The sequence below is a fragment of the Arthrobacter sp. Y3224198 genome, assembly GCF_059090025.1.
Genome location: NZ_JBNHFG010000004.1, coordinates 40,673 through 53,205 on the forward strand (window position 1 = coordinate 40,673; position 12,533 = coordinate 53,205).

12 protein-coding genes, 1 tRNA gene and 1 other RNA gene are annotated in these 12,533 nt (G+C 66.3%); 6 read left to right on the forward strand and 8 right to left on the reverse strand.

The genetic code is table 11. The features are described from left to right. Nucleotides 1-33 precede the first annotated feature (33 nt). Together cysK and msrA are read right to left on the reverse strand one after the other, a co-directional pair. The gene (gene cysK, locus AC5RUF_RS03425) at nt 34-969 is read right to left on the reverse strand and encodes a cysteine synthase A (protein ID WP_494129717.1); all 936 of its coding nucleotides are present in this window, start codon (nt 967-969) and stop codon (nt 34-36) included. An 83-nt stretch (nt 970-1,052) separates the two neighbouring features. Continuing rightward, on the reverse strand, nt 1,053-1,577 hold the full coding sequence (gene msrA, locus AC5RUF_RS03430) for a peptide-methionine (S)-S-oxide reductase MsrA (protein WP_493997465.1): 525 nt from the start codon (nt 1,575-1,577) through the stop codon (nt 1,053-1,055). Nucleotides 1,578-1,707: 130 nt separating this feature from the next. Here msrA and AC5RUF_RS03435 point away from each other — a divergent pair, with 130 nt between their 5' ends. From AC5RUF_RS03435 to AC5RUF_RS03445, 3 genes are all read left to right on the forward strand, one after another. Beyond that, the gene (locus AC5RUF_RS03435; RefSeq protein ID WP_494129718.1) at nt 1,708-2,622 is read left to right on the forward strand and encodes a Nif3-like dinuclear metal center hexameric protein; all 915 of its coding nucleotides are present in this window, start codon (nt 1,708-1,710) and stop codon (nt 2,620-2,622) included. Nucleotides 2,623-2,689: 67 nt separating this feature from the next. Continuing rightward, nucleotides 2,690-3,430 (forward strand): zinc ribbon domain-containing protein, encoded by a 741-nt coding sequence (locus AC5RUF_RS03440; protein WP_494129719.1) that lies wholly within the window; start codon nt 2,690-2,692, stop codon nt 3,428-3,430. Nucleotides 3,431-3,433: 3 nt separating this feature from the next. Continuing rightward, nucleotides 3,434-4,399 (forward strand): reverse transcriptase-like protein, encoded by a 966-nt coding sequence (locus AC5RUF_RS03445; protein WP_494129720.1) that lies wholly within the window; start codon nt 3,434-3,436, stop codon nt 4,397-4,399. Here the strand turns inward: AC5RUF_RS03445 and AC5RUF_RS03450 are convergent. Continuing rightward, a complete protein-coding gene (locus tag AC5RUF_RS03450; RefSeq protein ID WP_494129721.1) occupies nt 4,396-5,169 on the reverse strand; it encodes a YaaA family protein in 774 nt (257 codons plus the stop codon). The two genes, AC5RUF_RS03445 and AC5RUF_RS03450, sit on opposite strands and share 4 nt — an antisense overlap. A gap of 71 nt (nt 5,170-5,240) precedes the next feature. Between AC5RUF_RS03450 and rnpB the strand changes: the two genes are divergently transcribed. The 3 genes from rnpB (at nt 5,241) to AC5RUF_RS03465 (ending at nt 8,669) form a co-directional block, all read left to right on the forward strand. Then, nucleotides 5,241-5,643: RNase P RNA component class A (gene rnpB, locus AC5RUF_RS03455), an RNA gene on the forward strand. Between the two features lie 144 nt (nt 5,644-5,787). Further along, a complete protein-coding gene (locus AC5RUF_RS03460; protein WP_494129722.1) occupies nt 5,788-7,089 on the forward strand; it encodes an MFS transporter in 1,302 nt (433 codons plus the stop codon). A 116-nt stretch (nt 7,090-7,205) separates the two neighbouring features. Next, complete coding sequence (locus AC5RUF_RS03465; protein ID WP_493996734.1) at nt 7,206-8,669, forward strand: glyceraldehyde-3-phosphate dehydrogenase; 1,464 nt, start codon at nt 7,206-7,208, stop codon at nt 8,667-8,669. Nucleotides 8,670-8,764: 95 nt separating this feature from the next. Here the strand turns inward: AC5RUF_RS03465 and AC5RUF_RS03470 are convergent, their stop codons facing one another. The 5 genes from AC5RUF_RS03470 to AC5RUF_RS03490 form a co-directional block, all read right to left on the reverse strand. Beyond that, the gene (locus AC5RUF_RS03470; RefSeq protein ID WP_494129723.1) at nt 8,765-9,337 is read right to left on the reverse strand and encodes a peptide deformylase; all 573 of its coding nucleotides are present in this window, start codon (nt 9,335-9,337) and stop codon (nt 8,765-8,767) included. Nucleotides 9,338-9,391: 54 nt separating this feature from the next. Continuing rightward, entirely contained in the window at nt 9,392-10,549 is a 1,158-nt protein-coding gene (locus AC5RUF_RS03475; protein ID WP_494129724.1) for an acyl-CoA dehydrogenase family protein, read from the reverse strand. 171 nt (nt 10,550-10,720) lie between these two features. Beyond that, a tRNA-His gene (locus AC5RUF_RS03480) sits at nt 10,721-10,796 on the reverse strand. A 146-nt stretch (nt 10,797-10,942) separates the two neighbouring features. Continuing rightward, a complete protein-coding gene (orn, locus tag AC5RUF_RS03485) occupies nt 10,943-11,539 on the reverse strand; it encodes an oligoribonuclease (RefSeq protein ID WP_494129725.1) in 597 nt (198 codons plus the stop codon). 52 nt (nt 11,540-11,591) lie between these two features. Further along, entirely contained in the window at nt 11,592-12,161 is a 570-nt protein-coding gene (locus tag AC5RUF_RS03490; RefSeq protein ID WP_494129726.1) for a hypothetical protein, read from the reverse strand. Nucleotides 12,162-12,533 lie beyond the last annotated feature (372 nt).

Consider the following 12,533-nt stretch of genomic DNA (forward strand, 5'->3'; position numbering starts at 1 on the left):
CGGGATTTCCGCCCCGTCGGGCGGAACGCGTAACTAGCCGCGGATATCGTCGTACAGGACGGTGGAGATGTAACGTTCTCCAAAGTCGCAGACGGTGGCAACAATCAGCTTACCGGCGTTCTCTTCGCGCTTGGCGAGTTCCAGTGCCGCCCAGACGATGGCACCGGAGGAAATACCGCCGAGAATGCCTTCCTGGGTGCCCAGTGCGCGCGCCGTGGCTACGGAGTCCTCGATGGAGGCGTCAAAGACCTCGTCATAGATGGTGGTGTCGAGGATCTCAGGCACGAAGTTGGCGCCGATGCCCTGGATCTTGTGCGGTCCCGGGGAGCCGCCGTTGAGGATGGGGGAGTCCTTGGGCTCCACGGCCACGATCTGCACACCCGGCTTGCGCTTCTTCAGGACCTGTCCGACGCCGGTCACGGTGCCGCCGGTGCCGATGCCGGCGACGAAGATGTCTACCTTGCCGTCGGTATCTTCCCAGATTTCCTCGGCCGTGGTGGCGCGGTGCATGGCGGGGTTCGCTTCGTTGGCGAACTGCTGGGCCCAGATGGCGTTGTCCGTGGTGGCAACGATTTCCTTGGCCTTGTCAACCGCTCCTCGCATGCCTTCGGCACCGGGGGTCAGGACAATCTCCGCACCGTACGCGCGCAGCATCACGCGGCGCTCGGTGGACATGGTTTCGGGCATGGTCAGGATGACCCGGTAGCCGCGGGCAGCGCCGACCATGGCCAGGGCGATGCCGGTGTTGCCGGAGGTGCCCTCCACGATGGTGCCGCCGGGCTTCAGGGCGCCGGCCTTTTCGGCGGCATCCACGATGGCCACGCCGATGCGGTCCTTGACGCTGTTGGCGGGATTGTAGAACTCCAGCTTCACGGCCACCTGGGCCGGGAGGCCGGCCGCAAGCCGGTTCAGGCGGACCAGCGGAGTACCGCCCACCAACTGCGTCACGTCGTCATATATACGAGCCATCTTTTCCTCAATTCCTCAAAATTCTTCGAACAATGCCGGACGGACATCTGCCCGTCCCAGCCTATCGGCGCGGTTGGCCGCCCCTAGTCCTGCAGCCATTCGGAGTAATACTTGCGGGCCTTGCCCAGCTTCGGGTTGATAATCACCTGGCAGTACCCGGTGCCCGGGTGCTTGGCGTAGAAGTCCTGGTGGAAATCTTCCGCGGGGTAGAAGCGCGGCAGCGGCACGATCTCCGTGACGATCGGATCCTTCCAGTTCTCCTGTGCCCGTTCCAGCGCCGCTTCGAACTCCTTGCGCTGGTCCTCGTCACGGTAGAACATCGACGAGCGGTACTGGGTGCCGACGTCGTACCCCTGCCGGTTGAGGGTGGTGGGGTCATGCTGGGAGAAGAACATATCCAGGATCACCTCGCCGGGGATGGCGTCCTCGTCGAACGTCACTGCCACGACCTCGGCGTGGCCGGTGGTGCCGGAGCAGACACTGTCGTAGTCCGGGTCGGGCATGGCGCCGCCGGTGTAGCCGGACACCACGTCGGTTACGCCGCGGACCTTGCGGTATAGGGCGTCGAGGCACCAGAAGCAGCCTCCGCCAAGTACGTACGTCTTCATGTCCTTTAACAATGCGCCCCGGCCCGTATTGATTCCCGCGTCCTCCCGGCGGTTTTCCCGCAGTGTTCCGTGCATCACGGCTGGTGCGGCGGAATTGAGCGCGGCAGGACGGCAGGGTAGAACTAAACCTATGGAAGCGGAGCACCCCGAAGAGCGCCCCGGCGCGGACACTGCCGAAGACCTGGCTCCGGAAGCCGATGTGCCCTCCTTGGGCGACGTCCTGCTGGCTGCCGAGGAGCTATGGCCGGAATCCCTGGCCGAGAACTGGGACGCCCCGGGACTGGTGGCGGGCCGGGCAGACCGGGAAGTCCGCAAGATCCTGTTTGCCGTGGACCCCACCCGGGAAGTCATTGACGAAGCATTGGAATGGGGGGCCGACCTGCTGCTGACGCACCACCCCCTGCTGTTGAAACCGGTGAACTCGGTGGCCGCCTCCACGTTCAAGGGGGAGGCCGTGCATCGGCTGATCGAGGGCGGCTGCGCCCTCCTGACCGTACATACCAACGGCGACAGCGCCGTGGGCGGTGTCTCAGACGTGCTGGCGGACGCGTTCGGGCTCCGCAACGTGGCCCCGCTGGTGCCGGCCGCCGAAGGCCTGCCCGAAGAGGGCATCGGCCGGATCGGCGAGCTGCCCGAGGTGCTCAGCCTGGCCGACTTCGCCGAACGCGTGTTCGGCATCCTGCCCGCGGTGGCCGGCGGGGTACGGGTGGCAGGAGACGCGGACGGCCTGGTCCGCCGGGTGGCGGTGTGCGGCGGTGCCGGTGACAGCCTGTTCGACGCCGTGCGCGCCCACCGTGCCGATGTCTACGTCACCGCCGACCTGCGCCACCATCCGGCGTCGGAGCTGCGTGAGCGTGCCCTTGGCGGCAACGGCCGCCCGTACCTGATCGACGTCTCGCACTTCGGCAGCGAATGGCTCTGGCTCACGCCGGCGGCCGCGGCCCTGGAGAACGTCCTGAATGACCAGGGCTTCACCGCGGACGTGCGGGTCAGCGGAGTGAACACCGATCCATGGGACTTTGTGCTGACGCCCGGGCTGAAGTGAAGGCCTGCGGTGGCATAGGCTTAGGGGAGCCGGACCAGGTGGGTCCGGATATACACGGAGGTTTTCGGTGGCAAAAGCATCGCCCGCGGAGCAGCTGAGGCTGCTGGATCTGCAGGCACTGGACAGCAGGCTCAAAGCCCTGCGGAACCAGGCCCGCAACGTTAGCAACAATCCTGAAATCGCTTCCCTTGCCGACTCCGTTGCCGCCGCTGAAAGCGCACGCGTGAGCGCCGGCACCGAGGTGGCCGACATCGAACGCGAACTTACCCGGGCCGAGGCGGACGTAGCGTCCGTGACAGCCCGGATGGCCCGTGACCAGCAGCACCTGGACAGCGGCAAGGGCGGCTCCAAGGAGCTGACCGCGCTGCAGGCCGAGATTGTTTCCCTTCAGCGCCGCCGGTCGGACCTCGAGGACGTTGAGCTTGACGTGATGGAGCGGCTGGAGGCCGCCCGGACGCGCCAGGCCGAAGCCGTTGCCGCCTTGGAGGAACTGCACGCCCGGCGCCGCGGCCTGGAGGAAAAGCGCGACGCCGAACTGGCCGTCATCGGCGCGGACAGTGCCGACGCCGAAGCCCGCCGCACCGAGCTGGCCGCCACCTTCGAACCGGCACTGCTGGCCGTATACGAAAAGACCCTCTCCAAGCACGGAATCGGGGCTGCCCGGCTGTTCCACGGCACCTCGGAAGGCTCCGGCATGCAGCTGAGCCCCGGTGACCTTGCCGACATCCGCAAGGCCGCGGCGGATGACATTGTCTTCTGCCCCGACTCCGGCTGCATCCTGGTCCGCTCGGATGAGTGGAGCAGCTGAGCAGTGACGCTGTTTGACCCGGAGCCCGACTCCGGCGCAGAGCCCCCGGCTGCCCGCACGCCCGCCGCAGGAGCGCGCCGCACCCTGATTGTGGAGGCCGACGGCGGATCCCGCGGCAACCCCGGCATTGCCGGCTACGGCGCGTTGGTCCGCGACCCCGGAACCGGGGAGATCCTGGCCGAGAAGGCCGAGTACGTGGGCCGGGTATCCAACAACGTGGCGGAGTATTCAGGCCTCATCGCGGCCCTTGAACTGGCCCACGGCATTGACCCTGACTGCTGGATCCTGGCCAAGATGGATTCAAAGCTCGTAGTGGAGCAAATGAGCGGGCGCTGGAAGATCAAGCACGCCGACATGCAGAAGCTGGCGGCCAAGGCCCGTTCCATCGTGGATCCCCGGCGCGTGAAGTACCAGTGGATCCCGCGTGAACTGAATAAGGACGCAGACCGGCTCTCCAATGAGGCCATGGATGCCGGCACTGCGGGTGTGCCGTGGAAGCCGCGCGGGGAAGCCGGGAAGGGCGCCGGAGCGTCTGACGCAGGTGGCTCCGTGAGTGCCGTCCCTGCCGCCCCTGCCGCCCCGACCGGACGGCTGCACCACACGGAGATCTGGGTCAACGACTTCGCCGCCGCCGAGAAGTCCCTGGGCTGGCTCCTGGAACGGCTGGGGTATGTCCGGAAGGACACCTGGGCCTCCGGAGCGAGCTGGCAGGGCGCTGAGGGCTACATCGTGCTGGAGTCCGGCCCCGACGTCGAACGCGGTCCGTACTCCCGCCGCCGGCCCGGCCTGAACCATCTGGCCTTCGCCGCCGGGTCGGAGGCCGACGTCGAGCTGCTGGCCCGCCGTGCCGCCAGCCACGGCTGGACGCTGCTCTTCGCCGACCGGCATCCGCATGCCGGGGGAGCGGAGCACTATGCGGCGTACCTCGAAAACGACGAGGGCTTCGAAGTGGAACTGGTGGCCGGCTAGGCCGCAGTCTCCGGCAGGATGATGTTCAGCTGGTACGGCTTCCGGCCCGCCGGGGCCGCCAGCTCGGCCTCCCATTTTTCGCCCGCAGCGGCGAGCAGCTCCTGCGGCGTCTGCGGCTCCGCGGCGCCGCGCAGCAACAGGTGGCGGGCCAGTTCCCCGCGGGTGTGCTTGGCGAAGTGGGAGACCACTTTGCGTTGGCCGCCGCGCATCTGGAAAACGTTCACCGCGGCCGTGCGCTGCGGGTCCGGGGTCCAGGCAGCCGCGTAGGTGCTGGACCGGCAGTCCACCACCAGGGAATTCCCGGCGTACTCATCCAGCGGGCCGGTCAGGTGCTGTTTCCAAAAGGCTGCGAGCCTTCCGGTTTCCGGCAGCCGTACGGACATGGACAGCCGGTAGGCCGGAATCGGGTCGGCAAAACCGATGGCGCCCCACAGCCCGGACATCACCACCACCGCATCCTTGGCACGCTCCTGCGCCGCGGCCGGCAGGGAGTCGTAGCCCAGAGCGTCATAAAGTACGCCGGTGTAGACCCGGTGCGCGGGGGCGCAGGGCTCGGATTCCAGCCGGCTGTTGCGCTGCACCTCGGCGGCCAGCGTCGCGCCCACTCCCAGCACGTCCAGCGCATCCGCTGCCTCGCTGGCTTCGGCCAGGGCCTTGAGGACGAGTCGGCGGGGTTCGGCCAGCAGCGGGAAATGAAGGCGGGACAGGTCCAGGGTGTCACCGGACGCGGCCGGCGTTTTCCCTTCGGAGGGCGGGAGCAGAATCAGCACCGGTTAATCCTACGCGAGACTCCCGGGCCGGTCAGGGACAGGCGCTGCGGGACGGTAGAGTTGATTCCGGACGGGTTGGCCAGGCAATCGCGTCGGTGCGGCTGCCTCAGGGGAGCCGGTGCCGCCGAGGAAAGTCCGGGCTCCGCACGGCAGGGTGGTGGGTAACGCCCACTCGGGGAAACCCGCAGGCCAGTGCCACAGAAAACAAACCGCCGGCGGATCAACCTTTACTGGTCCGCAGGTAAGGGTGAAAAGGTGGTGTAAGAGACCACCAGCGTCCCGGGTGACCGGGACGGCTAGGTAAACCCCACCCGGAGCAAGGCCATACAGGACACGTTTGAGGGCTGCCCGCCCGATGTGTCCGGGTAGGCCGCTTGAGGCCGCCGGCAACGGCGGCCCTAGATGGATGATTGCCCCGCCCGGTCCGGTAACGGGCCGGGTGTACAAAACCCGGCTTATCGGCCAACCCGTCCACCCACCCCGCCCCGGAAACGGTGAAAGTGCATTCTCCGGGCTGCCCGGGATGAAATCAGTCTTTCGCGAAAGTTCGGCCACCAATACGCGCCGTTTTCGGCGGTTGCACCTTTGATTCTCCAAGTGTTGGGCTATTCTGTGGCAATGTCCCGCACCGAGGCGTCCCGGAAACCTTTGGTTTTCCGCAACGCCAATTTCCGGCGGTTGTGGATCTCTTCGACTGCCGGCATTTTTGGCACCGCCGTCACCGGTGTTGCCCTGCCTGTTATAGCCGTGACGGAACTGGACGCCTCGAATTTCACCGTCGCGGTCCTGGCGGGCATGGCGTTCCTCCCGTGGTTGCTGTTCGGCCTGCCGATCGGCGTCCTGGTGGACCGGTACCGTCGCCGCCCCCTGATCGTGGCCTCCCTGGCTGTGCGGACCCTGCTGCTGGCCAGTCTGCCCATCACGTGGTGGCTGGACCTGCTGACCGTGATGCAGCTTTTTGCCGTGTCCTTTCTGGCCGGGCTGGCGGCCGTGTTCTTCACGCTCGCCGAGCAGGCCCTGATCCCCAGTGCCGTGGACCGCGAGGAACTGGTGGAGGGCAACGGGCTGATGACCGGGTCCGGGGCATTCGGCGACGCCGGCGGCCGGGCCCTGGGCGGATGGGTCACCGGCGCATGGGGAGCATCGAACGCCCTGCTGCTGCAGGTTGGCGCGTCGCTGGCTTCGCTGGCGGCAATCCTCCGGCTGGACATCAGCGAACCCCGTCCGGCGCGGTCGAAGGACAACCGGGTGCTGCGGGACATGCAGGAGGGACTGCGCTACACGTTCAGCACCTTGCCCCTGCGCATGCTGCTGGTGACCGGCGCCCTGTGGAACCTGGGCGGCAACATCGTGGTTTCCCTGCTGGTCCTGCTGGTGCTGCGGTCCCTGGGCGAGACACCCGTCATGCTGGGGCTGCTGACCGCCGCCACGGCGGCGGGCGGCACCTTGGGCGGCCTCAGCGTCCGGCACATCGCGGCCCGCTTCGGGTCCGGGCGGGTCTGGCGCTACTCCATGTTCCCCGCCGTCGCCGGATACGCTTCGCTGCTGCTGGTTTCCCCGGGCTGGGGCATGACGGCGGGTTTCATCGGCCTCTTTGTGGCCGGATTCTCGCTTTCCCTGAATATCGTGGTCTCCACCACGTTCCGTCAGCGCGTCTGTCCGCCGGAGATGCTGGGCCGGCTGGGCTCGGCCCAGCGGATGATCACGTGGGGCATGCTCGCACTGGCAGCCTTTGCCGCGGCCATCCTGGTGGAGGAAGTGGGCATCCGGGGCGGTGTGCTGACGGGTATCCTCGTGGCGGCCCTGGCGCCCCTCACCGCCGCCCTCGGGCCGCTGCGCCGGGTCCGGGACCTCACCGAGCTTGAACCCGGTGCGGACGGGGCTGCTCCCTCCCGGGGCGCGTCGGTCCGGCCGTCCTAAGTGTGACAAAGGTCTCCTGCTGCTGTGAGGTGGGACAGGTGTGTCCTAATACACTGGTAGGGACTACCGCCAACCGGCACAACGCAGTGCCGGCTGAGAAAAGGATGTGAAGATCTGTGAGTTCCAACTCCGATACGTGCCTTGACACTTGGATGGACCGGGAAGCCCTCGCCGAGGCAATGATCCCGCTGATCGGGCGGCTCTACCGGGAAAACAGCGTGGTGACCTCGGTGTACGGACGTCCGCTGGTCAACAAATCGGTGATCGAGATCCTGAAGGCACACCGGTTCGCCCGGCAGATTGACGAAACGGAGCTCCCCGTCTCCGAGACCTACCCGCTGTTGAAGGCCCTCACCGAGCTGGAGCTCGGCGCTGCATCAGTGGACCTGGCCCGTATGGGCAACAAATACAAGGAGCAGGGCGGGGACCTGCATGAGTTCCTCCGCACCGAGCTGGCGGAGGTGGCCGGCAAGCGGGGAGCGGACGAGCGGACCAGCACCGATGTGGTCCTGTACGGGTTCGGCCGCATCGGCCGCCTGCTGGCCCGCATCCTGGTGGAAAAGGCCGGCGGCGGGCAGGGCCTGCGCCTGCGGGCGATCGTGGTGCGCAAGGGCTCGGAAAACGACCTGGTCAAGCGGGCCAGCCTGCTGCGCCGCGATTCGGTGCACGGTGCCTTCAACGGCACCATTACCGTGGATGAGGAACAGAACACCATCCAGGCCAACGGAACGCTTATCCAGGTGATCTACTCCAATGATCCCGCCAGCGTGGATTACACCGCCTACGGGATCGACAATGCCGTGGTGGTGGACAACACCGGACGCTGGCGGGATGAAGAGGGGCTCTCACAGCACCTTGCCGCGAAGGGTGTGTCCCGTGTCCTGCTGACCGCGCCGGGCAAGGGCGACCTCAAGAACATCGTGCACGGCATCAACCACGCCTCCATCACGGATGAGGACCGCATCGTCACCGCGGCGTCCTGCACCACCAATGCCATCACTCCGGTGCTGAAGGTCCTCAATGACAAGTACGGCATTGTCAACGGCCATGTGGAGACGGTCCACTCCTTCACCAATGACCAGAACCTGATCGACAACTTCCACAAGGGCGACCGCCGCGGCCGCTCTGCTGCGCTGAACATGGTCATCACCGAGACCGGCGCCGCGAAGGCCGTAGCGAAAGCACTGCCAGAACTGGCGGGGAAGCTCAGCGGCAACGCCATCCGGGTACCCACTCCCGATGTGTCCATGGCCATCCTGAACCTGAACCTGGAGACCGCCACCAGCAAGGAAGAGGTCAACGCGTACCTGCGGGAGACCTCGCTGAATTCGCCGCTGCACAAGCAGATCGACTACATCGATTCGCCTGAGGTGGTCTCCAGCGATTTCGTGGGTTCCAAGCGTGCCGGAATCGTGGACGGCCTGGCCACCATTTCCAACGGCACGAACCTGGTGTTGTACGTCTGGTACGACAACGAATTCGGCTACAGCTGCCAGGTGGTCCGGGTGCTGGAGGAGATGGCGCACGTGAACCCGCCGGCCTACCCGAAGGCACAGTCCCTGGCGTCCATCGCCGGCTAGCAGGGCTGCCTGAACCACAGCGGGCCCGCAGGAGATCCTGCGGGCCCGCTGTGCCGTTTAACGCTGTGCGTTAAAGAGGAGTCGGAAAAGCCGGGTCAGTGCCCGAAGGGATCCGGGTCGACGCCGGGCATCCAGGTGTTGCCCGGAACTGTCCAGCCCTGGTTCTTGATGACTTTGCGGGCCTTGCGGCTCCACCGGTCATTGAGGTGGTCCACGTAGAGCTTGCCGTCGAGGTGGTCATACTCGTGCTGGATTACCCGGGCAAACCAGCCGGTGGCCTCGAACGCCACCTCCGCGCCGTTTTCGTCGAATCCGGTGACCTTGGCCCAGGCCGCCCGGTTCACCGGGAAGTTCTCGCCGGGAACGGAAAGGCAGCCCTCGGACGTCTCGTCGGGATCCGGCACCGAGCCGGGCACCTTCGACGTGATGAGCACGGGATTGACCAGCACGCCGCGGTCGGGGGCGTCGTCGTCGTTCTCATAGGCGAAGGTGAACACGCGAAGCCCCACACCGATCTGCGGAGCTGCCAGGCCCACCCCGTTGGCCACATCCATGGTCTCGTACATGTCGGCAACCAGGGTTCGGAGTTCGTCGTTGAACTCTTCCACCGCTGCCGCCCTGCGATGCAGTACGGGTTCTCCGTGGATGACAATGGGGCGAACGGTCATTGCTGTCTTTCTCTCGTGTTTCTCTCGTGTGGGTGGCAGGAGCCGGGACGGGCCCTAGCGGGTGATGTCGCGTCCGATGACGTCGCGCATGATTTCGCTGGTGCCGCCGAAGATGGTCAGCAGGCGTGCAGCGAGGAAGGCCTGGGCCACCGGGTACTCCAGGATGTAGCCGTAGCCGCCATGCAGCTGCAGGCAGCGGTCGGTGACCGACTTGACCCGCTCACTGGCCCAGAGTTTCGCCTTGGCAGCGGAGACGGCATCCAGCTTGCCCTCGTTGAAGGCTCCGATGGCCGAATCCACGTAGGACTCGGTCACCTCCACCTCGGTGGCAATGTCCGCCAGTTCGAAGCGGCTGTTCTGGAAGTCCGCCACCCGGCTGCCGAACGCGTTGCGTTCCCGCGTGTACTGAAGGGTTGCCTCGTAGACGGCGCGCGCGACGGCGGAGGAGGCGACGGCGATGGCCAGCCTCCCCTGGGGCAGCTGCCCGGCGGCGTACTCCAGTCCGCGGCCGACTTCGCCCACGAGGTTGGCTGCGGGCACATGGACGTCATCGAAGAACAGTTCAGCGGTATCGGAGGCTTTCAGGCCCATCTTGTCCAGCTGCCCGCCGGTGCTGTAGCCCTCGGACTTTTCCACCATGAACATGCTGAAGGAATCGCGCCGGCCGCGGCCGGAACTGCCGTCGGTGCGTGCCAGGACCAGGGAGGCGTCGCCGCTGATCCCGTTGCCGATGAAGGTCTTCTGGCCGCTCAGGCGCCAGTCGCCGTCGTTGGTCCGGGCCGCCTTGGTGCGGATGCCGCGCAGGTCGCTGCCCGCGCCCGGCTCGGTCCAGGCTACGGAGGTGACCTTGTCTCCGGACACCATGCCCGGCAGCCAGCGTTCCTTGAGCTCATCGGAGCCGTACGCCAGCAGGTGGGGAAGGACCATGTCATCATGCAGATGGAAGGCCAGGCCGACGGCGAGGTGGTTGGTGCGCGCGAACTCCTCGTCCATCACGGCGCGGAAGCGGTAATCGGGCATGCCGGCACCGCCGAATTCCTCCGGAACGGCCAGTCCGAGCAGGCCCTGCTCTCCGGCGGCCTTCCAGAGGCGGCGGGGCATCATGTGCGCTGCGTCCCACTCCGGATAGCCGGCAGCCACCTCACGTGCGTCGAATTCCCGGACGACTTCCCGGAACAGCTCATGGTCCTCTTCGAACAGTCTGCGCTCCAAGGCGGCGCCTCCTCATTGATAAGCCACGCGTAGGCGTAGGGGTCGGAACCCGGGCATACGCCCGGCGGCTGCGTCCTCGCAGACACCTGCCGCTAAACAGTGAAACACAAACAAAAAGGCCGCCCCGGAATCATCCGAGGCGGCCTATCGAAGCTGTAACGCCAGCCTCATTGGGGTGAGTAACGGGGGTTGAACCCGCGACCTCCTGGACCACAACCAGGCGCTCTGCCAACTGAGCTATACCCACCATGTGCCTCAAACGTTCATCCGCGAAGTCCAGGCGAGTGGTCTTGCGAACTCATTTATCTGAGGCAGCGGAATCAAGCTTACACGGTTTTTTGAGTGCTTTTGACACAACCGGGTCCCCGGGGCCGCTTTGTGACCGAGCTAACGTCAGATGCCGGCCGCGATCTTCTTGGCAGTGGCCGAATCCGGGCCCGGTGCGGGGACGAAAATCGCCTCGCGGTAATAGCGCAGCTCATTGATTGAATCGCGGATATCTCCGAGGGCACGGTGGCCCCCGTTTTTGGCCGGTGCTTGGAAATAGGCCCGGGGGTACCAGCGCCGGGCCAGTTCCTTGATGGTGGACACGTCAATGATGCGGTAGTGGAGGTAGTCGATGACTTCCGGCATGTCGCGGGCCAGGAACATCTTGTCCGTGCCCACCGAATTGCCGGCGAGCTGGGCCTTCTTCGGCTCCGGGACCCACTTGGTGATGTATTCGATGACGGCGGCCTCTGCCTCGGCCATGGTGATTCCGTTGGGCAGCTCATCGAGGAGCTTGGAGGTGGTGTGCATCTGGCGCACGAAGTCCCCCATCTGGGACAGGGCCGCTTCGTCCGGCTTGATCACCACGTCCACTCCGTCGCCGAGGATGTTCAGCTCGGAGTCCGTCACCAGGACGGCTACTTCAATCAGGGCGTCGTTTTCAATGTCCAGTCCGGTCATTTCGCAGTCGATCCAGACCATACGTTCATTAGTTATTGGCACAAACCCAATGTACCGCGTCCGCCGCCCGGCACTAGGGGGCCGGGCGGGAGAGTCAGAGGCTGGAGTGGCTGCGCTGGCGCCGGTCCGGAAGATCCGCATCGGCCGTGGCAAAGGACGCAGGCGAGCCCGCAAGGTAGGGCTGCAGCGGGATCTGGCCCGTATCGGGCGGTCCGAAGGTCCGGGTCCACCGGCTCGGTTCGGCAGGCATTTCATGGAGGACGGGAGTGGCGGCCGCGCGCCGGCCGTGCGGCGCGCCCCGGTTCACCCGGACAGGTCCCGGAGAGGGCGGCGGTACCGGGCTGGGGAGTGCGCGGACGGAACGCCGGCGTGCAGCGGGAAGGACAGGGTCCGGTGCCCCCGGATAAGGTGCGGCTGCCCGCGGGGGAGCGGCTGGCTGTGCTGCCGGTCCCGGTACGGCTGTTACCTTGGCAGCGGCAGGAGACGGGGCAGCGGCAGGAGACGGGGCGGCTGCCGGAGAACCGGCTGCCTTGGCTGCCGGGGAAGTGGAGAAGCACCAGGCGACGCCGAAGGCGAAAAGCAGCAGGGCCGAGGCTGTGGCAACGGTGCCGGCGGGTACCTCTACCCACACCATGGCGGCGGCCCCGACTACGGTCAGGAACACACCCCAGGCAAGCAGTTCCTGGTTGCGGGCTGACTGCCGGCGGTCGCCGGCCTCTGTTCCCCGCGCAGGTTTAGTTGCATCTTTCCTTACAGGTTCTGCCCGGTGGCGCCCCACAGCCTTTACCGCCTTGCCTCGTACTTGTTTGCCTGGTCTACTTGCCCTCATTTGTCACAACTGACACTTCAGTCTAGGGGACGGTGGCCCGTCTCACAGGATTGGTTGCCGCCGCGTCGCGGGCAGGCGTTCCGTCAGGGGGGCGGTGCTAATATCAGCCTATTGACGGTGCCCGGGCATTTGTGCTGCCCTCCGCAGGGTGCGGCGCCGAATCCACTGCCGGCTGGCCCGCAGGATAAGTGTTCACCCAGAGATTGG

Excerpts from the sequence above, each read along its gene's own strand:
- cysK (WP_494129717.1), bottom strand. The coding sequence starts at position 969 with ATGGCTCGTATATATGACGACGTGACGCAGTTGGTGGGCGGTACTCCG.
- msrA (WP_493997465.1), bottom strand. The coding sequence starts at position 1,577 with ATGAAGACGTACGTACTTGGCGGAGGCTGCTTCTGGTGCCTCGACGCC.
- AC5RUF_RS03435 (WP_494129718.1), top strand. The coding sequence starts at position 1,708 with ATGGAAGCGGAGCACCCCGAAGAGCGCCCCGGCGCGGACACTGCCGAA.
- AC5RUF_RS03460 (WP_494129722.1), top strand. The coding sequence starts at position 5,788 with ATGTCCCGCACCGAGGCGTCCCGGAAACCTTTGGTTTTCCGCAACGCC.
- AC5RUF_RS03470 (WP_494129723.1), bottom strand. The coding sequence starts at position 9,337 with ATGACCGTTCGCCCCATTGTCATCCACGGAGAACCCGTACTGCATCGC.